This window comes from Carboxylicivirga sediminis, assembly GCF_018156225.1.
Lineage (GTDB): Bacteria > Bacteroidota > Bacteroidia > Bacteroidales > Marinilabiliaceae > Carboxylicivirga > Carboxylicivirga sediminis.
Genome location: NZ_JAGTAR010000016.1, coordinates 64,903 through 86,455 on the forward strand (window position 1 = coordinate 64,903; position 21,553 = coordinate 86,455).

9 protein-coding genes and 1 tRNA gene are annotated in these 21,553 nt (G+C 40.3%); 8 read left to right on the top strand and 2 right to left on the bottom strand.

Annotation, left to right across the window (positions count from 1 at the left end):
• Nucleotides 1–11 precede the first annotated feature (11 nt).
• Entirely contained in the window at nt 12–3,113 is a 3,102-nt protein-coding gene (locus tag KDU71_RS11445; RefSeq protein ID WP_212190982.1) for a glycoside hydrolase family 2 TIM barrel-domain containing protein, read from the top strand.
• 766 nt (nt 3,114–3,879) lie between these two features.
• Here KDU71_RS11445 and KDU71_RS11450 read toward each other — a convergent pair.
• Both KDU71_RS11450 and KDU71_RS11455 read right to left on the bottom strand, forming a co-directional pair.
• Nucleotides 3,880–5,076 carry a site-specific integrase gene (locus tag KDU71_RS11450; protein ID WP_212190983.1) on the bottom strand — a complete coding sequence of 399 codons (1,197 nt, stop codon included), beginning with the start codon at nt 5,074–5,076 and terminating at the stop codon, nt 3,880–3,882.
• Between the two features lie 287 nt (nt 5,077–5,363).
• A tRNA-Arg gene (locus KDU71_RS11455) sits at nt 5,364–5,437 on the bottom strand.
• Nucleotides 5,438–5,866: 429 nt separating this feature from the next.
• On the opposite strand from KDU71_RS11455, the gene KDU71_RS11460 reads away from it, so the two are divergent.
• The 7 genes from KDU71_RS11460 (at nt 5,867) to KDU71_RS11490 (ending at nt 21,506) form a co-directional block, all read left to right on the top strand.
• Entirely contained in the window at nt 5,867–6,763 is an 897-nt protein-coding gene (locus KDU71_RS11460; RefSeq protein WP_212190985.1) for an ABC transporter ATP-binding protein, read from the top strand.
• Nucleotides 6,760–10,095, top strand: coding sequence for a golvesin C-terminal-like domain-containing protein (locus tag KDU71_RS11465; protein ID WP_212190987.1), 3,336 nt, complete (start codon nt 6,760–6,762; stop codon nt 10,093–10,095). Before KDU71_RS11460 ends, KDU71_RS11465 begins: the two co-directional genes overlap by 4 nt.
• Nucleotides 10,096–10,275: 180 nt before the next feature.
• The gene (locus KDU71_RS11470; protein WP_244828418.1) at nt 10,276–11,748 is read left to right on the top strand and encodes a TolC family protein; all 1,473 of its coding nucleotides are present in this window, start codon (nt 10,276–10,278) and stop codon (nt 11,746–11,748) included.
• 32 nt (nt 11,749–11,780) lie between these two features.
• The gene (locus KDU71_RS11475; protein WP_212190991.1) at nt 11,781–12,866 is read left to right on the top strand and encodes an efflux RND transporter periplasmic adaptor subunit; all 1,086 of its coding nucleotides are present in this window, start codon (nt 11,781–11,783) and stop codon (nt 12,864–12,866) included.
• 78 nt (nt 12,867–12,944) lie between these two features.
• Nucleotides 12,945–16,043, top strand: a complete 3,099-nt coding sequence (locus KDU71_RS11480) for an efflux RND transporter permease subunit (RefSeq protein WP_212190993.1) — start codon at nt 12,945–12,947, stop codon at nt 16,041–16,043.
• Nucleotides 16,044–16,054: 11 nt separating this feature from the next.
• A complete protein-coding gene (locus tag KDU71_RS11485; protein ID WP_212190994.1) occupies nt 16,055–20,788 on the top strand; it encodes an efflux RND transporter permease subunit in 4,734 nt (1,577 codons plus the stop codon).
• Nucleotides 20,781–21,506, top strand: coding sequence for a hypothetical protein (locus tag KDU71_RS11490; protein WP_212190996.1), 726 nt, complete (start codon nt 20,781–20,783; stop codon nt 21,504–21,506). The genes KDU71_RS11485 and KDU71_RS11490 overlap by 8 nt, the downstream gene beginning before the upstream one ends.
• Nucleotides 21,507–21,553 lie beyond the last annotated feature (47 nt).

Here is a 21,553-nt window from a genome sequence, read left to right on the forward strand (position 1 = left end):
TTTCGTTTTGTATGAGTTGCTGTGCAGTAAGCGCACAGAACGATTGGGAAAATGAACAGATTACTCAAATAAATAAAATGGCTCCGCGAGCTTCTTTGTTTTACGACGCAACATCAGATGATGTGGAATCCTTAAACGGACAATGGGATTTTGCATGGTATAGTGATGTTTCGCAAGTACCGGGCAATGCGATTCCCGATAAATGGAATTCAATTAAAGTTCCTGGAGCCTGGCAGATGCAAGGATATGGCAAGCCAATTTATACCAATATTACCTATCCTTTTGATGCGAATCCACCGTATATCAGTGGTGCAAACGGAAATCCGGTGGGAATTTACCAACGTGAGATTGCAATTAAGCAATTTAATGAAAATAAGGTTTACACCATCCGTTTTGAGAGTGTGTCTTCTGCTTTTTATCTGTGGGTTAATGATCAGAAAGTTGGTTACAGCCAGGATAGCTGGTCTCCAGCTGAATTTGATATTACCTCCTATCTGAAGGAAGGTAATAACACCATCCGCATGCAAGTGTTTCGTTGGTGCGACGGCAGTTACTTGGAGGATCAGGATGGGTGGCGTATGTCTGGTATATTCAGAAATGTCTACCTGATAACAAAGCCAAAGGTCCATCTGTATGATTATCTTGTTACTACACCACAACTTGAAAATGGTGAAGCTGCAATTGATATTCAGGTAGAAGTAGCGAACAGAGACAAGGAAAACTTGAAGAGTTATACACTTAGTTATGTACTTAAGGATGCCGCAGGAAATGTTCTGATAGATGCTGATCGATCAGTAGGCTTAAACAATAATAATGATAAGTGGAATGTATCAATTCAGGAAACAATTAAGCATGTAAACCAATGGTCGCATGAGTCACCTTATCTGTATACACTGCATTTACAGCTGAAAAGAAATAATCTGGAAATTGATTGGATCTCTACAAAGGTAGGTTTCCGTCAAATAGATTTCTCGGATAAAAATGAACTGTTACTCAATGGAAAGCCACTAATCATAAAAGGAGTAAATATTGTTGAACATGATCCTGTTTACGGCAAGTATATTCCTGAGGAACGGATCGAAAAAACCGTTAAGCTTCTAAAGCAAAATAATATAAACACCGTTCGTACCGCACATTATCCGGCTTCACCATATTTTTATAAACTTTGCGATGAGTATGGCATATTAGTGATTGATGAAGCTAATTTAGAATCACACGGCATGAAATATGGAGCCAATTCACCGGCTAAGCATGCCAATTGGGAAAAAGCTCATGTTGAGCGGATGGAAGCCATGGTGCACCGCGATAAAAACCACCCGTGTGTAATTATGTGGTCCTTTGGGAATGAGGCCGGTAATGGTGTTAATATGGTGGCCATGCAAAAACGTACCAAAGAAATAGATATATCACGTCCAACTAATTACCATTCGAGTGAAGAACCTATTTCTTATGACACCTATGGAGGAGGCATCTGGAAAGGAGGTAAGAAACATAGCTTTGGTCGCTATCAGTCTGTTGAGGATATGATTCGTATTGGTGAAATGGAATTGGATAAGCCATTTTTACTGAATGAGTATGCCCATGCAATGGGCAATAGTGTTGGCAATTTGCCAGAATATATTGATGTATTTGAAAAGTATCCCCATATAATCGGTGGATGCATTTGGGATTGGGCAGATCAGGGCATAACAAAACATATTGATGGTACTTATGGTAATCAAATCAAAGATGTGGAGGAAGCGCACAAGGCCTGTTTGCAACCAGAAAGCGACTACTATTGGGCTTATGGGGGCGATTTTGGCGATACACCTAATGATGGTAACTTTTGTATGAATGGCATTATGATGTCAGATCTAACGCCTACTCCTAAAGCAATAGAAGTAAAAAAGGCATATCAGAACATTGCATTCAAATTATTAGACAGTAAAAAAGGCTTCCTGGAACTATGTAATAAATTTCATGTGACGGACTTATCAAATTTTTCCTTTGAATGGCAGTTATTAAGGAATGGTTATCCCGTGAATAATGGAAACATGGATGTGAATTTGGCTGGTTTAGAAAAGGGGGTGTTTAAGATGCACAATTGGAATAATATCGAAGATGCTGATGCTGAATACGTACTACAGGTTAAAGCCTTTACTAAAAATAACTCACTATGGGCTAATGCAGGGCATCTGGTAGCTTGGGAAGAGTTCGTTATACAGCCAGCAAAATTGAACTTACCCGTACCTCAGCTCAGTCAAAAGCTCAAGCTGAAGAAGCGCAATGAGCATTATATTGATATTTTCTTTCAGGATGGTCAATTGGTCTTCGATAAAGCGAAAGGGGAAATCATTCAGTTAACTAAAAATGAGAAAGTTATGATTGATGGAGCTTGTGCCATCTCATTCGCACGGGCATACATTGATAATGATAAGATTAAAAAGATGCGTTCGCAGTGGGATGCCATTGATCTCCTGAATCTTAAAATTGAAGTCTTATCATGTGATGTGAGACATACCAAAACTATGGTTTTGATTGAGGTAGCCAAAAGGCACAAGGCGAAGAATAATCATAGTGGATTTCACACTATTGAAAAGATAACTGTGTATTCTAATGGAACAGTTGATATCAATCTTGAAGTAGACTATTTTGGTGAGATTAAGCCTTTTACTTTACCTCGTATTGGCTATGAGGTAAAATTACCTGCCGATATCACCGAAAGTACGTGGTATGGAAAAGGGCCTGGCAGCTCATATAAGGACCGAAATGCCGGAATGCAGTTGGGTATTTATTCAGCCAATGTAGATGAGCACTTTGTTAATTACGCTCGTCCGCAGGAAAATGGTAATAAATCAGGTATAAGGTGGTTTGAAGCCAAAACCAAAACTTCCGAAGGATTAGCAGTCAAATCAAAAATGCCATTTAATTTTTCAATGCGCAAGTATACGACAAAAGAGTTAGATGATGCTTCACATCCATATGAGCTTAAAAGTAATCCGTTTACTATTTTAAATATCGATTTTGAACACGGAGCACTCGGTAATGGAAGTTGTGGACCAATCCCAATGAAAAAATACTTTACAAATGTGGATGGTGAAAACTTTTATTTGCGTTTAGAGCCGTTGGATTAACCTGTTAGTTCTCAAGGATTCGAAGGAGCGATGGATTTAGTTGCTTTTAAAGTTTGTGTCTTAGTAAGTTTTGAACATCTTATTGCTATTGAGATTATTTTCATACGTGTTTTTAAAGCGGAGATCTTAAGCATATAAATGCATAGCGTTAAAGGGAGGACACCGTAACGGTTAATTCAGCATAACCAAGCTGTTCTTGTCAATTCAACTGAAAGACGAATTAGTTAGCTGAGGCCTAATAAAGTATTTTAAGCCATAGCCTCTGATATCGCAATCGCAAAGGTATGACGGGCGGTGTGATTAGCAAAAGCGACGCCTGATTGCTCAATGGATGCGCATGATGTCCTAAGCAGGCGGGTGAAACACAGCTGTATTTCAGATTGTCTATGAGCCATTTAATTAGTATTCGACCATTTAAGGAAATACAGCTAAGTTTCCAACCTTTAGAGGGCATGCCCATCCATTGTTTCATGTTGCCAGCCGCTTCCTTTTGCAAATGACACCAGCCCTGTTTAATGGGTGGCTTACGCGATATCAAAAGCCTCAATTCATATCATAGAAATAGATGTCAACAAGCTTTTGTGAGTGGGAATTGGGTTTTATTTCTGGGATGCAACTGTACTGAAGCAATGGTTAATTAAACTCTTACGAAGTGGATGCAAGATGTGTTTTTTAGTACCTAAAAACGAAATGCTTGCTCTACGAGAGTCAATGAAAAACCTCGCCATTTGTTACCCAAATAACGAGGTGAAAATCCAAACAATTTTTAAAGCAGTGTTTTCAGTTTTTTCATATCCTTACTGATTTTAGAATCAATAATTTTCCCATATATCTGAGTAGTTTTTAATGAGGTGTGACCTAACATCTTACTTACGGTTTCAATAGGTACTCCATTGGCTAACGTAATCGAAGTAGCAAATGTATGTCGAGCCACATGCATAGTCAATTGTTTCTTTATTTGGCAGATATCAGCAATTTCTTTTAGATATGAATTCATCTTTTGGTTAGAGTTGATTGGCAATAATTTACCTTTCTGATTGCTTACTGGATGATTTTTATATTTATCTATAATAGCTTTAGCTTTTGGCAATATTGGGATGCGACAACGTGTACCTGTTTTAATTCTGTCAACAACTATCCATAACTCACCATCATCACCTGAAATTAGGTTGCTCTTTGACAAGCTCGCAATATCGGAATAAGAAAGCCCAGTGTAACAAGCGAATATAAAAATATCTCGGACGACACTAATGCGTTCAATATCAAATATTTTTGTTTCTAAGGTTTTAATCTCTTGTAGGGAAAGATAATCTCGTTTGCCTTTATAATGTTTAATTTTAAAGTTTGAATAGGGATTCTTATCCAATTGATTCATAGCCACTGCATCGTTTAAAATTTTCCGTAATTGCTTGTGGTATTTGCTAACAGAATGATCGCTTACGTGATGCTTAATTTTTAGGTATGTATCAAAAGCGTTCAAAAAATTGTAGTCAATTTTGTGCAAGGGGATGTCATCTTGATACTTGGTTTCTTTGAGAAACAATTGTAGTCTTTTTAAGGTCGTTTTGTAGTGTTTATATGTACCGTTTGCATAGCCAAAACCAACTTTCTTTTCTATTGTTTGTATAACCAACTTAAATACATCTAATAGATAGTAATAACTAGAACCAATTAGATGTTCTTTTATAGTAGAAATGTCAAAATCATCGCCGAGAGCTTCTAGTTTATAATATACCTCATGAATTTTTGAGGTTATTCTATTGAGCTGCTTATTCAATAATCTCGCATCGGGATGTTTACCAATTACAAGCTGTCCATCTTTATCCCAAAATTCAGCCTTAATAAAAATGCCTGTTGAAAGTTCAATTCTTTGACCAGATAAGGTGGCTCTTATATATAATGGGTGAGAGCCATCTTTCTTTTGTTTAGATGTCTTTAAAAGGAAGTTTGTCGTAATTCTCATAACACACAGTTTTAAAAGTTAAAAAATTCTGTGTCCTGATGGTCTCTAAGTTATGTAGGTGAATTACTATATCAAAACCTAAATAGTATCAAAACACACTAATTTAAATTTCAAAATATCAGAATGTTACAATTTACCGAGACCTATTTTGTCGGATTTGTAATGGGTCTCGATTTAGTCTCGATTGATACCTTATTTTATGCTATTTTTTGACATTTAGAGAAAAATAAAAAGCGCTTAAAATATTGATTTTAAGCGCTTTTTACTGTTTTTGAATATTTTAAAAGTGATCCCGGCGGGATTCGAACCCACGACCCACAGCTTAGAAGGCTGTTGCTCTATCCAGCTGAGCTACGGGACCATCCTTAGTGCTTTTTCTCAAAAGCGATGCAAAGATAGTTATTCCACTCTTCTAATCAAATAAAACCACATGTTTTTGCGAGATTAATAGTACTGAAAGCGTTGCTGTATGTCTAATTGCCATTGTTTCAGTAATAAAAAAGAATCGCTTTTTTTCGCAGGTTTAGGTTTTTTATAGCGTCTGATTAATTGATGCTGCCAAATGACACCAAATTTTAGGATGTACGTTATCGCACGCATTTGTCAATGTTAGTTTGTATCTTTATTTAAATCTGCAAGAAAGCAGTTAAAAATGTACGATTTCGTACAAAATGTAACGTAAGCGGACATTATTGAACGTGCTAGTAATGTATAACTTATTTAAAGATAAGATACTAGTAGTGATGGTATAATTTTAGTTAATAAGGCAGTTAACCTAAACTCAATAGTTTTGAATATTCAAATACAAGACCTTAGTCAGGTATATAAAAATGACTTTCGCGCACTTAATAAGGTAAATCTGGATATTGAATCCGGGATGTTTGGCTTATTAGGGCCAAATGGAGCAGGTAAATCAACCCTCATGCGAATCTTGGTAACTCTATTAAAACCAACGCATGGAGAGGTATTTGTTAACGGTATGCCATTGTCGAAGAATCGTGCTGAGGTGCGATCATATCTGGGTTATCTGCCACAGGATTTTCGCTTTTTCTCAAAGTTACGAACATGGGAGTTTCTTGATTATGCCGCATCATTGGCGGGTATAAAAAAGAAAAAGGAGCGCTTGGCTGCTGTTGATGAGCTATTGGAGCAAGTAGGCTTATTTGATGTACGAAACCGTTATGCCAATAAGTTATCTGGTGGGATGAAGCGACGATTAGGTATCGCTCAGGCTTTAATTGGTGAACCGAAAATAATTATTGTGGATGAGCCTACTACGGGACTGGATCCGGAAGAACGCATCCGTTTCCGGAACATTTTGTCTAATCTAAGTCAAAAGGAGGTCATCATAATATTATCCACTCATATTGTGGGTGATATCTCTTCAACTTGCCGGCAAATGGCTTTACTTAACCGGGGTGAAGTGCATTTCCAGGGTTCCCCGGAAGCGTTTGTGAAGCAGTCATCAGGTCATGTTTTTAAAACCAGTGTTTCCTTTGAGCAGATGAAGCTGATCAGTGAGCAATATCCGGTTATTACTTCGGTACCTGGTGCCAATGGCTATGAAATAGAGTTTGTAGCAGATGAAGTGAACGGTTGGGAAACCACACTCATTGAACCCAATCTAGAACATGCCTACGTGTATTTTATGGAATATGTTGCTAATGAAAAATTCCAGTACCAATGATGTCCTTATTTAATATTAAAACAGTGGCTCGCTTTGAGTCCAAAACACTCTTCAGGAGCTGGTTCTTTCGCATTTTTGCATTAATTATTCTGGGATTCATTATAATGTTTAACCTTTTTGGTTTAACAGGTATAGCTGATGGTGGCTGGCCCGGGCGTTTATTACCATCGGGAGCACCATACTTTAACATGTGGCTGCTGAATATTGCACAAGCCGTTATTGCAGTTTTTTTATCGGCCGATTTTCTGGGAAGGGATAAAAAGCTGGATACCACAGAGGCTTTTTATGTGCGAAGCATGTCAAACTCAGATTATGTATTGGGCAAAACACTTGGTGTATTAAAGGTGTTTCTGTTGCTTAATTTCTTGGTCATGTTAAGTAGCTTCATATTTACACTTATAGCCAATGAAGTGAGCATACCATGGTCATCCTATTTTATTTACCCGCTATTGGTGGCATTGCCAACATTGATATTTATTCTTGGCCTGTCGTTTTTTACCATGACGCTGATACGCAACCAGGCCGTTACCTTCGTATTGTTACTAGGTTTTCTGGCGCTATCTTTGTTCTATTTGCGGAATAAGTACTACGGTTTGTTCGATGTATTGGGCTTCTATACTCCGTTTATGCGCTCCGATTTTACGGGATTTCCGAACCTTAGTATAACGTTCGCACAGCGCGCTATGTATTTATGCATGGGTATCGTTTTAATAATGTCAACCGTATGGCGTTTGCCACGCCTTGAACAACAACGATTTAATAAACCATTTCTGCTGAGTGGTATACTGGTGTTCATAGTATTAAGTACTGGAAACGCCTGGCAGGTTATCAATAATTCCTTCCAGGCCGATAAGCTCTTGAGTCATGTTCAAACCTTAAATAAAGGATTGAAAAAAGCACAATATCAAATAGATGATTATCACCTGCAATTAAACCATAATGGGGAGACAATAGTGTGCAAAGCTAAATTGCACCTGAGTTTAGAGAATAGTACTGTAAAAGAGGTGATATTCGCTCTTAATCCGGGATTGCAAGTGACTAGTTGTAATTTATATGGTCAGACGCTTGACTATAAGCAGGAAGCACATCTGATAACTATACAACTGCCGCCATTGTCCGATGATACCATTCGTTTAGCATTAGAATATTGGGGAACTACAATTGATGATGCGGTATATGCAGATATATCTGAAGAAGTTAAAGCGGCTGACAATCGAAAGGATCCCTTGCTGGCCGGTAAGCAATATAGTTTTATTCAGTCGGATTATGTGTTACTGACACGTGAATCAAACTGGTATCCGGTGGTGGCTGATAAACAGTACTGGACCAGCTATCCGTTTACCAATATGGAACTGGAGGTGATTACTAAACCAATGCTCACGGTAGTGTCTCAAGGGGCGTGTGACAGTCTGTCGAATGGTCATTATCGCTTTCTTACCGAGCAACCATTAAATGCATATAGTGTTATTATTGGTGATTTTGAAAAATATACAACAACTATTGACAGCGTTGAATTTAGCCTATTTCACCACAAAAAGCATACCTTCTATAAAGAGTATTTCACTGAACTCAATGATACAATCTCCCATGTGATTAAAAACGTTAAAGGTGATTTTGAGCGTAAGCTTGGTTTAAGCTATCCTTACAAGCGGTTTTCAGTGGTAGAGGTGCCTGTCAATATGCATTCGTACTTACGGAACTGGACGCTGGCTACTGAAAATATCATGCCTGAGATGGTGTTGTTTCCTGAAAATGGAGGTGGAGTTTGGCAGAACGATTTAGCAAATATTAAGAACAGAGTAAAGCGTCGAACAGAGTTTTCTAATGAGGAACGATCTGATAAGGAAATGCAAATAGAGGTACTCAAAAGCTATTTGGGCGACAACTTTATTAGTCCTTCGCGCTTCTTCTTTGGTCGACGGCAAGAAGGAGAGCGTCATGTTGAAAATTGGGGGCGTTACCAGGTGTTTCCGATGTATTTCACATATAATAACCGGATTAGCGAGTCAGAATATCCGTTGTTGACAATAGCGCTTGAGAACTACCTGCATCAGCGATTGAGTACAACCAGAAGACGCGATCTGGGTGGCCTATCCAGCAACGACGAGGTCATTCTGAAATTGCGTGAGAACAGTTTGAGGGAGTTAATTAACAAAGAGGATGTGAATACACTTGGGAATGTGTTTGCATCAAAAGGCCATCAGCTGTTTTCTAACCTGAAAGTAAATGTGGGACAGAGCAACTTCGATAAGCAGCTGGATAAATTGCTTGAGTCTAAAAGGTTTGAGAACCAATCAGTGAGCGATTTTACAACAGATATTAACCATATTACAAAAGTTGATTTCAAAAGTATTTATGACAATTGGCTAAATGCGGCGTATAATCCGGCCTTTTTGTTCAGTTCTGTGGATGTTAATGAGGTAAAGGACGGCAATCGTGTTCGCTACTTTTTAAAAGTAACGGTTACCAATAAAGGTGACGCCGACGGAATTATTGCTTTTACCGTGAGGGAAGGCATGCAAGGGGGAGGACGGGGGCGTTTTCGCGGTCGCTTCCAAATGGATGCCGAGCAGGATAATGAGCAAAGCTACCTGGTTGAAGCCGGTAAATCTTATGAAATAGGATTTTTGTTGGATGAAGAACCAAGGGACGTTAGTGTCAATACCTTCCTGGCTGAAAATATTCCATCTAATCAAACACTCATCATTAGAGAGATAAATAGAAATAATAAACGAATTGACTTTTTCGAAGGAGCCAGAGAAACAACTAAGGGTCTTGACTTTCAGTTGGCCAACGAAATTATTGTAGATAATGAGGATGATGGGTTCTCGCTTGTAAATACAGGTGAAAGCCGGACTGTTAAAGACTGGTGGGCCAGTATGCAGAATGAAGAGGAGGATAGTGGAACATACGGGATGGTGCGTTTCTGGAATCCACCTGTTAAATGGGAACCCGTAGCTGGTGATAAATTCTTTGGAGAATACCTCAAATCAGGTGTTTATAAGCGCAAAGGTTCAGGTGAAGGGTATGTGAGCTGGAATGCAAAAATACCACAACCAGGTTCGTATGCAGTATATGCCTATGTGCCAAACATTGGCTTCCGTTTTGGTCGAAGAAGAGGCGGTAATGACAACAGAGAGGCCGATTACAATTTTACTGTGTGGCACGATGATGGTCAGGATGAAGTGACCATTACGGTGGGTAGCAATAACGATGGCTGGCAATACCTGGGCGAATACTACTTTTCAGCAGGCATTGCTCAAGTCAAATTATCAGATGATACCAGTTATGAGTTTGTAATTGGCGATGCTGTAAAGTGGGTTAAAAAGTAATTAATGAAGAGTTGATTTCGGCCATTTCTGGATGTGAAATAAATAACTAATAAACTGAAGAACGAGTAATAATAAAGTCACATGAAACGAATATGAATGTTAGGATGCTAAACTACACACTTGAGCATGATTAAAATTCATTGTGAGTTCATCTGACAAATGAAGATAAATTTTAAACAGATGAAAAAAGTCTTAATTGGATTATGTCTGGTGTTGCTGAGCTCGTTATCGGGCAATGCACAGCGCCTGATGACTCTGCAACAATCGGTTGATGAGGCCTTAAAAAATAGTCCGCAGATTGTGCGGATGAGACTCGGTTTGGAACGAACACGTGAATTGCTCATTGCCCAGCGCGCCGCATTACGTTCTAACTTCCGGCTTAATCTTAATCCTTATATATATTCCAATAACCGGCAGTATGACGAGTTCAACCAGCAATGGTTTACTTCTGAGAGTACCCAAAGTAACGGAACATTTAGTGTGAGGCAGCCAGTGATATGGACCGATGGTACTATTTCATTGGAAAATACCTTTGGATACAGGGATAACTACAGTACTTCATCAGCCAACTCTTTTGAAGGGTTTAGCAATAACCTGCGCCTGAGTATTGATCAGCCATTGTTTACCTATAACCGTACCAAGATGACACTGAAAGAGTTGGAGTTTGATCACGAAAATGCAAAGTTAAACTACGCACTTGAAGCATTAAACGTAGAAAGACAGATTACGCAATACTTTTATCAAATCTATCAAAAGCAGATGGAACTGATCACATCACGTGAAGAATATGCCAATCGCAGGAAAAGTTTTGAGATAATCAGTAACAAGGTGGAAGCAGGATTAACCGCCAAAGAGGAAATGTTACAGGCCGAACTTGATATGATGACCAGTCAATCAACGGTTCAGAATAATGAGGTGGAATTGGAGAATATCAAAGATAATTTTAAGCAAATGCTGGGATTGCCGTTATCCGAAGAGCTAATGGTGATAGCTGAGGTATCTGTGTTGCCGGTGGATATTGATTTAAGTATGGCCACCAATTTTGCGCTGGCCAACCGCATGGAGATTCGTCAACGACAGATTGATATTGAAACCGGGCAGTTTGAGCTGATAAAAACCAACGCTACCAATGAGTTCAAAGGTAACCTGAATGTGTCGGTGGGGCTGTTTGGTGAGAATGAAAAGATAAAAGGTATTTATGATAATCCCAATGATAATGAGGATATCCGCTTTAGTTTAGAAATACCATTATTTGACTGGGGTGAAAAAAAAGCACGTATGCGTGCAGCCGAAGCATCGCTGCAAACAAGTGAATATAATTTACAGGACGAACAAAAAACCATCCGACTGGATATTCGCAAAATAGATCGCAGCATTAAAAATGCCTTGATACAGATTGATATTGCCCGCAAGAATGAAGAAAATGCCAAGTTAACCTACGAAATCAATCTGGAGAAATATCGGAATGGTGACTTGACCAGTATGGATCTGAACCTGTTTCAAAACCAGTTAACTCAAAAGAAAAATGCGCTTACAGCCGAACTGATAAGTTATAAACTGGAGTTGCTAAATATGAAGCTGCAAACGCTATACGATTTTGAACAGCAGCGCAGCATCATTGATGATGTAATGAAATATGAAATGATTCAATAACACCAACTAATAACTATTGAAATAATATAATCATGATAACAACTAAATACTTTCCCGTAGCAAACATGTACAAGGCCATTTTTCTGGTTGCACTATCTGGCCTTTTAATGTCATCTTGTAAGAATGAAGCCACCAATTTCAATACAGATGTGGCTGTAAATGTTTCTGTGCAAGAGGTAGATAAAAAGCCAATTGAGCAGACTTTAATAACCACTGGTTCTATCAAGCCAGAGCTGGAAATTGCCGTAAAAACGGAGCTGGCAGCCAATTATTATTTGCAGAAAAACCCAAAAACCGGTCAACCTTATAAAATGGGTGATTTTGTAAATAAAGGCCAGCTGATAATTTTGTTGGAAGACAAGGAATACAGTAATAACGCTAATATTGAAGGGGCCGAGCTCGATATGGAAATTTCAGAAATGGAATATGAGAAACAGCAGGCACTTTATGAGAAAGGTGGTGTAACCAAACGCGAATTGGTCAATTCAGAAAAAACCTTGCTAACGGCCAAACAGACCTATGAAAATGCTGAGCTTAGTATTGCCAAGTTGAGTATCAGGGCTCCTTTTTCAGGCATAATAACAGACCTGCCTTATTACTCACCAGGTATACGCATCGAAAACGGGCAGGAAGTGTTAAGCATGATGAATTACTCTACTATGCTGATGGATTTAAGCATGCCCGAAAACCTGATGGGACAAGTGCAGATTAATCAGCCAGCCAACATTATGAATTATGCTCTGCCCGATGATACACTTAAAGGTAGAATTACAGAGCTATCACCTGCAATTGATATGGAGGCCCGCACTTTTAAAGGGCGCATCAGGGTGGTTAATAAGCAGGAATTGTTAAAACCTGGAATGTTTGTTAAGGCCGAGATTGTTGTTGAACAGCGTGATAGTGCATTGGTAATACCCAAAGACGTGGTGTTGACAGAAGGGAACCGAAAAATGGTGTTTATTGCCAAAAATTCAGCTGCCGAAAAACGATATATACGTACCGGGATTGAAACATTAACAGAGATCGAGGTGACGGAAGGATTAAAAGTGAATGAAAGGCTTATTGTTAAAGGTTTTGAGACGCTTAAAGATCGGTCTAAAGTGAAAGTAGTTAAGTAAATAACGCAATGGATTTAAGTTGCATTACGGAACTAACATCATCTAAGTGCAAATCCTAAATCTCTAATTTGAAAATATATGAGAGCAATTTCTCGATTTTCTGTCAACTATCCGGTTACCGTTCTAATGATAGTTTTGGGTATCATCTTATTGGGCGGTATTTCATTAACGCGGCTGGGTACAGATCTATTTCCCGATTTACAAAATCCAAAAATATATGCCGAGATTGTAGCCGGTGAACGGTCGCCTGAAGAAATAGAAAAGCGTTTTGTTGAGCAGGTTGAAGCCCTTGCGGTGCGCCAAAGTGGTGTGCTGAATGTGTCATCGGTCAGTCGTGTTGGTTCAGCAGTAGTGACTGTTGAATATGACTGGGGAAAAGATATTGATGAGGCATTTCTTGATCTTCAAAAAGCATTGACCCAAATCAGTCAGGATGAAGATGTGGAAGAGTTAAATATCTCGCGCTTCGATCCTAATGCATCGCCTGTAATCAAAGCGGCTTTCAGCAATGATGATGTGCAGGATATGAATGCCCTTAGAAAAGTGGCTGAAAACTACATCCGCAATGAGCTGATTCGTATAGAGGGGATTGCTGATATCCGTATTTCAGGTGAAGAAGAGGCTGAAGTGATGGTGGTGGCTGATCCGCAATTGCTGGATGCCAATGGTCTGACGACTGCTTCTGTGTTGACGACCATCAATAATTTTAATCAGAATGTATCGGGCGGGTCCATTGAAGAGATGGGACAACGATATATTATTAAAGGCTTAAGTGCACTTACTGCGCTTAACGATGTGGAAAACCTGGTTGTAAAACTGAACCAGTCAGGTAGTACTGATAATGATATGCAGTCAACAGGCTCAGCTAATCAGTCTTCACCGGTTTTGCTGAAAGATGTAGCCAGAGTGATGCTTCAGAACCGCGAACCGGAAAGTATTGTGCGATTAAATGGACAGCGCTGTCTGGGCATTTCTATTTATAAGGAAACACGCTTTAATACAGTTGAGGCCGTCGAAAAGCTGGAAGAAGCTTTTGTTAGTATTCAACAGCGTTTACCTGGTTATAAACTACAGGTCATTAATAATCAGGGGGCTTTTATTCAAAGTGCCATTGGTGAGGTGCAGGAAAGTGCGCTGATAGGTATTGTATTGGCCGTATTTATCTTGTTTGTTTTTCTGCGTCGTTTTGGTGTCACCCTTATTGTCAGTCTGGCAATTCCTATATCCATCATAGCCACTTTTAATCTCATGTATTTTAATGGTTTGACATTAAATATAATGACCTTGGGCGGTCTGGCACTTGGAGCAGGTATGCTGGTTGATAATGCCATTGTGGTGGTGGAAAACATAGTCCGAAAACTGGAAGAAGGCCTATCTATTAAGGAGGCAGCTGTGCTTGGGACTTCAGAAGTTGGAGGAGCCTTAACAGCTTCTACCCTCACTACTATTGTTGTGTTTTTACCCATTGTTTACCTGCATGGTGCATCGGGTGAGTTATTTAAGGACCAGGCCTGGACCGTAGCGTTTTCATTGCTGTCATCATTGGTGGTGGCCTTATTGGTAATTCCTGTGCTGAGCGTATTGGTATTTAAAACAAAACAAACTACAAGGCCTGCAATGACCCCTAAAGAAAAGGGGTTTAAAGCCTATCAGCGCTTTTTGGAAAATGTATTGGAGCGCAGGGCAGTGGTATTGTTCGGGGCCATTGCATTAGTGACTGTCACTGTGTTAATCATGCCCATAGTAGGCAGTGAGTTTATGCCCGAAACACAATCGAACGAGGTAACCGTTGAGACCATTTTTCCTGCCGGTACATCACTTAACAGGACTGATGCTACCTTAAACCAGATGGAAGAGATGGTAATGGCAGCTTTTGGCGATCAGTTAAAGTGGATATATACGCATGCCGGCCCTGAAACAGCTAGTGAGATTGCTTCAACAGGTGAGCAAGGCGAGAATACCGGGTTTATTAAACTGGTGCTCAATGAGGATGTGCATGCGTCGTTTAGCGAAATAATTGGTGCTTTGAATAAGCTATTTGCTGATATCGATGGGTTGGAGATGCGTTTTGTTCAGGATCAGTCGGCTTTGCAAACCCTTTTAGGTACTGATGAAGCGCCTCTGGTAATAGAAATTGAGGATGATAATAAGGATAACCTGGAGGCTTCCGCACGCCTGCTAACTGATTTTATTCGTCAGCATCATGAAATATACAATGTGAAGAGCTCACTGGAAGATGGCGCCCCTGAAGTTAATGTGGTCATCGATCGGGTCAGGGCAGGTATTTTTGACCTCAATGTTTCCTCCATCATGAATAATTTGTCCGATTACCTATCTAAAAAAGATGCCGGTCGAATGGAAGTGAGAGGTGAATTAACGAATATATCGCTGCAAACACCCGATGTGCGCCTTGATGAATTGGCCAGTATTAAAATATCAGAAGGTGCGAAAGAAGTATTATTATCCGAAGTGGCCACCATCACGATAGGTAAAGCGCCACGTGAAGTATTGCGTAATAACCAAAAGCGCGTGATTCGACTGAGTGCTAATGTGACAGATGACCGACCATTTGATCATTTTGTTACGGAGTTGGAACAAGCCATTGAGCAATTACCATTGGAGGCTACATCTACAGTTAAAGTGCGGGGTGAGGAAGAAAAGCGAAAGGATGCCTTTGGGAATCTTCAGTTTGCTCTAATACTATCCATTATTTTAGTTTACATGGTAATGGCTTCACAGTTTGAGTCGCTTTTGCACCCATTTACCATCCTGTTGACTGTGCCATTGGCCGGTGTTGGGGCTGTTTGGGCCTTCTTCCTGTTGGGGCATACGTTTAACATCATGGCCTACATAGGTATTGTAATGTTGGCGGGTATAGCGGTTAATGATTCTATTATTCTGGTGGATGCCATTAATCAATACAAGCGAAACGGAATGGTGCTAAAAGATGCGATTGTGGCAGCTGGACAGCAGCGTGTCAGGCCTATTTTAATGACCAGTTTAACCACTATTTTAGCGCTATTGCCTCTTACTTTTGGCTTTGGAGATAGTGCCGCATTACGTGCACCCATGGCCATTGCTGTTATTGGTGGCTTGATTACATCAACCTTGTTAACGCTGGTTGTTATTCCTTGTGTTTATTATGTATTTGATAATTGGTTTAGTCGTTCAAATTAGATTTGACAGGTATGAGAGAATTAATTAACAGAAAAGTACTTGTCAGTATGCTGTTTATTGCCCTAACCATGTTGGGAGTGATATCCTATCGGCAGTTATCCTTTGAACTAATACCTAATACCGAGTACCCTATGTTGTTTGTGCAAGTGGGAGCAACAACAGAGTTGGACCCCAAGCATATGGAGCAGGAGGGCGTGATTCCTATTGAAGGCATCATTGGTACACTGGAGGGTATTGAAAAAATTGAGACGCGAGTGGGGCCACAGCGAGCCATGATATTTGTTTACCTCACGCGCAATGCCGATGTGAAATACAGTTACCTAAAACTGGTAGAAAAAATAGAGGGAGCTGCCAATGTGTTGCCCGAAAACATGATGGCGCAAGTGTTTAAAGCTGATGTTGAGCAGATGAACAGTCAGTTTATGACTGTTCAGGTGAGGGGTGAAGGCGGTGTGGATCGAGTGCGCAATGTTGTTGAGCAAGATATACTACCAAAGCTGGAAAGTATTGATGGTATTTCATCCATACAAGTATCTGGTGGTAGGCAGAAGTCGGTTGAGATTATTTTCCAGCAGGATGTGCTTGATAGTTATGGTTTAACCACCGGTCGCATCCGACAGCTAATCACTTCAGGCCAGAACGAGAAGGTATTTGCCGGTAAGGTGGTTAAGGGCCAGATGAAGTATTATGTAACAGCAGAGGCCGACTATAATCATATCAGTGATATCGAAAATATAGTCGTCAAATCGGAAGGGCCTGTGTTGCTTAAAGATGTGGCACAAATCAATTTCAGCGTTAAAGAGGAAGATTCATATAGCCGTGTTAATGGTCTGGAATCAGTTTCGTTGGCCATCGCTAAAGATGCCCAGGTGAATATGATAGAACTATCGGATAACACCTTGAAACAGATTGAGCAAATCAACAAGGAATATCAGGAGAAGGGTATTGAACTGGTAGTTGTAACCAACCAGGCTGAAACAATGGAAAGCAACCTAGATTCGATCATTGAGTTGGCTTTTGTTGGCGGTATATTAGCCATTTTTATTTTATGGATTTTCCTGAATAACATCCCCCTTGTTGGCATGGTGATGCTTTCGGTGCCATTATCGGTTTATGGCGCTTTTAATTTCTTTTTTGCTGCTGATATATCCATTAATATGCTCACATTAGTTGGGTTGGCGCTGGCCATTGGTATGTTGCTCGACAACAGTGTGGTGGTCATGGAAAACATTTACCGGGTAGCTTCAGGAGGTGGCGGTGACAGCACTAGTAGTGTTGTAACAGGAACCAAAGAGGTGTGGCGATCCGTGACAGCAGCTACGCTCACCACAGTATCAGTATTTCTGCCCTTTGTTTTTTCTGAGCAGATGCTTTTTCGCGAAATTGCCAAGCATATCAGTGTGTCTATTATTTCAACACTAATGGTGTCTTTGCTCGTAGCCCTCATCTTAATACCAATGCTAACCCACTTGTTTCTATCCGGCATTATCAAATACCGTATTGAAGCCCTTGAGAAACTGGATTTACACAATAAGCTGGTTCAATATTATATCCTTTTGCTGAAAGCCACACTTCGAAAACCAGCGGCCACTATTATGGGAGTGTTGCTGGTGTTCTTCGTTGTGCTTATTGTCAGTATTGGATTAAGTATCACTACACGGCAAGAAGCTGAAACCACTGAATTTAACATTAATGTGGAGATGCCATCGGGCTCAATGCTTTCCAATACCGATCAGGTGGTGAGGGAGATAGAGAGTCGATTAGAATCACTGGAAGAGAAAAAGGACGTGGTCTGTCAGGTTTATGAAGATGAAGCCGCCGTGTCTGTCATCCTGCAAGATGATTATAAGCGTATTGCCCGGCGTTCGATACCCGAAATAAAGGCTGACATTCAAAATCGCATCAGTGAGATTGAAGGAGGGGAGATAAGCCTCTCGCAAAGTGCTACAGCCGCTATGGGTGGCGGTGGCGGATTTGGCTCCAACCCAGGCCTGGACATGATGGGTTTTTTAGGGCTGGGTGAACAGGAAGAGAAAGTCGTTATCAAAGGTGAAGATTATGACCAGATGCTGTTAGTTGCCAATGATGTTAAATATTGGCTGGAGAATGAAATAGACAACCTTCAGCGAGCCCGGGTATCTTCTGCCAATAAACGACCGGAAATCCATTTGGGAATGGATGCTTATCTGATGGGCCTGTTAAATATTGCTCCTTCAAACGTGGTTTCAGAGTTGTTTACCTTTCGTTCAGAGGTTAGTTCAGGCGGACAATTAAAGGTGAATAATGAGGTCTATGACATTATTATGAAAACGGTTGATAATGATCTGCCCGATGAAACTCCGCCAAAAACGATGGATGATCTGCAAAAGCTCAATGTGACTAATAATGCAGGGGCCATTGTGCCGCTTCGGGACTTCTCTGAAATAAATTATGCATCAGGTCGTACTGAGATATTGCGGGTTAATCAGGAGAAGCAGATCGAGGTAACCTATCAGTTCTCAGATGAAGTTAATGCATCAAAAACATTGCTGGAGGATGCACGTGCGCAGGTAGATGAGCTGGTGGCTTCTATTCCTGTTTCTTCAAAGGTGTCGTTAAAAGTCATACATGAAGAGGATACTTTTGCCGAGTTTAAGTTTTTAGGCTTGATAGGCTTGTTACTGGTGTTTATGATACTGGCTTCTGTTTTCGAATCATTAACGGCACCTGTGGTTATGCTGTTTTCTGTGCCATTGGCAGCAATCGGTTCACTTTTAGCGCTGGTCTTAACAGGTAATTCATTATTAAATACGCACACTTTTATTGGGTTTTTAATTCTTCTGGGAGTAGTTGTTAACAATGGTATTCTGTTAATCGATTATTCAAGGCAACTTAGAAGGCAGGGGTATAACCATGCGCGAGCACTAATGCAGGCAGGCATTTCGCGTATTCGTCCTATTGCCATTACGGCAATTACCACCATTATTGCTATGATGCCTTTGGCAATGGGCAAATCTGAATACGTGGGCATACTGGGCGCTCCTTTTGCCATTACCGTGGTTGGAGGCTTAAGCTTTAGTACCTTGCTGACACTGGTGTTTATGCCCACTTTTGCATTTGGTCTGGATAGTGCATTAAACTGGTTACGAAGTTTGAACTGGTGGCTGAAGGGGCTTATCTATGCAACCTGGACAGCAGCATTGGCTTTAGTGTATTTCTTCTCCGATGCATCATTTGCGTGGCAGTTACTATACGGTGTGTTGATTATCACTGGGGTGCCAAGCATTGTGTACTTTGTTAAATCATCGCTACGCATGGCCAATGCCAATTTAGTGGCTGAGCATGCCGATGTGAATATAACGATTCGTAACCTGGTAAAAGTTTACGACCGGGATACGCGTTTTGTACGCGAGTTTAAAGCCAGAAATAGCAAGCTAAGCGAGCAATTGTTATTAAAGAAAATGACAGCTTCGTTATTATGGAAGCAACTCATCTGGCAGTTGCCTGTTGTCGGATTTATGGTGTATTTTACCTGGTGGTATCTCGATTCTGCACTTTGGGGTACATTGTTTACTGTTATTAACTATTTTGTCTTCATCTCTATATACAACAGTATTGCATTGTATTGGAGAAATAAGACTGATGTATTATTGACTCACAAATGGGATAAGCGTGTTTTAAAACTTCTCAAATACATTTACCCTATTGTTGGAGTAGCACTGTTAGTATACCGATGGGATGCAATGGCTCTGGCGATTATACTGGGTGCACTTTGGTATTTACTCCTGATGCTGATAGCCTCTGGGAATAAGCTGAAGGCAGATAGGATAAATATAGAGCGGGTAACGGGGCGATTTGCAGGATGGCGACGTACCTACTATCGAATGATAAGAAGTATTCCGCTGATTGGTAAGGAAAAAGTGCCATTTAAGGCACTTAAAGGGATTTCTCTGGAGTTTAAAACCGGCATGATAGGTTTGCTGGGACCCAATGGAGCAGGTAAAACAACCCTGATGCGTATTATCTGTGGTGTGTTGGAGCAAAGTTATGGTAAAGTCTATATCAATGGTTTTGATACCGCAGAACACCGCGAAGAGTTGCAAGGAATAATCGGTTATTTACCACAGGAGTTTGGAACCTATGAAAATATGACTGCCTATGAGTTTCTCGATTACCAGGCAATTGTTAGGGGTATAACCGAAGAAAATGTTCGTATAGAGCGTTTGCAGTATGTGTTGCAATCAGTACATATGTGGGAGCGTAAGGATGATAAAATTGGTGCTTTTTCTGGTGGTATGAAACAGCGCATTGGTATCGCCATGATTCTACTGCATTTGCCAAAAATACTGGTTGTGGATGAGCCAACTGCTGGTCTAGATCCACGTGAACGTATTCGTTTCCGAAATTTGCTGGTTGAATTGAGCCGTGAACGAATTGTGCTGTTCTCCACACATATTATTGAAGATATTTCCAGTTCATGTAATCAGGTAGCTGTGATGAGTAAGGGAGAACTGCGTTACTGGGGCGAACCTGGTGAGATGGTCAAGATTGCACATAACCGGGTATGGCAATTTGATATCAAAGCAGAAGCATTTGATGAGATAAACCAACAGTTCCTGATTGTGCACCACATGCGTGATGGAGCGAACATAAGAGTACGTTGCATCGCCAATGAACAGCCGGTTGAGGATGCCATAAGCGTGGGAGCCGTACTTGAGGATGCCTATATCTGGTTATTAAAAAACAAGAGCGAAAACAATGAGTAAAATAAATCTATTACATCCATCAGGCATCAGTTTGCTACTAAAGTTTGTCAGGTATAACCTTAAAATTGTATTCGGCAATAAGTTTGTCTACTTTCTGGGTGCTGCACTGATTTTTTATCTGCTGATCACGTCCATCAGTTTATTTGCGGCCGATTCAGTAAGTGTGCATGGTGTCTATTTCCAATTAATGTTTCCGGCATTTTTGTTGATCTTCTTTCCCACAACGTATGGAATTCAAAATGATGAAGATGCCCGCATCCTTGAAATACTATTTGGTATTCCTAATTATCGCTATAAAATATGGCTCGTGAGGCTGTGTATGGCCTTCTTTATGGTGTTTTGGTTTATCTTCTTAATGGCTAACCTGAGTAGTGTGCTACTCATTAATGTACCGGTATGGGAAATGACTATGCGATTAATGGTGCCGGTTGGTTTGTTTGGTATGCTAGGTTTCTTTTTCAGCACAGTGGTGAAAAATGGTAATGGTACGGCTGTAATTGTAGTGATTTTAGGCCTGCTTGTTTGGTTTTTGAGTGCATTTCTGGAGTCAAGCCCATGGAATGTATTTTTAAACCCTTTTGAGTTGCCATCGGGTATGAGTGAGACCGTATGGGAGAGTGTGGTGGAGAAACATGTTAGGACATGGCTTATAGTGGCTCTTGTATCTGCCTTATGGGGGCTCCTTAACCTCCAGCGAAGAGAAAAGTTCATCAAATAATTGCACGTAAAAAAAGCGCCAAATGGCGCTTTTTTCTATAGAGAATA

Coding starts and splice junctions, on each gene's coding strand:
- KDU71_RS11485 (WP_212190994.1), top strand. CDS start 16,055: ATGAGAGAATTAATTAACAGAAAAGTACTTGTCAGTATGCTGTTTATT.
- KDU71_RS11475 (WP_212190991.1), top strand. CDS start 11,781: ATGATAACAACTAAATACTTTCCCGTAGCAAACATGTACAAGGCCATT.
- KDU71_RS11445 (WP_212190982.1), top strand. CDS start 12: ATGAGTTGCTGTGCAGTAAGCGCACAGAACGATTGGGAAAATGAACAG.
- KDU71_RS11470 (WP_244828418.1), top strand. CDS start 10,276: ATGAAAAAAGTCTTAATTGGATTATGTCTGGTGTTGCTGAGCTCGTTA.
- KDU71_RS11465 (WP_212190987.1), top strand. CDS start 6,760: ATGATGTCCTTATTTAATATTAAAACAGTGGCTCGCTTTGAGTCCAAA.
- KDU71_RS11450 (WP_212190983.1), bottom strand. CDS start 5,076: ATGAGAATTACGACAAACTTCCTTTTAAAGACATCTAAACAAAAGAAA.
- KDU71_RS11490 (WP_212190996.1), top strand. CDS start 20,781: ATGAGTAAAATAAATCTATTACATCCATCAGGCATCAGTTTGCTACTA.
- KDU71_RS11480 (WP_212190993.1), top strand. CDS start 12,945: ATGAGAGCAATTTCTCGATTTTCTGTCAACTATCCGGTTACCGTTCTA.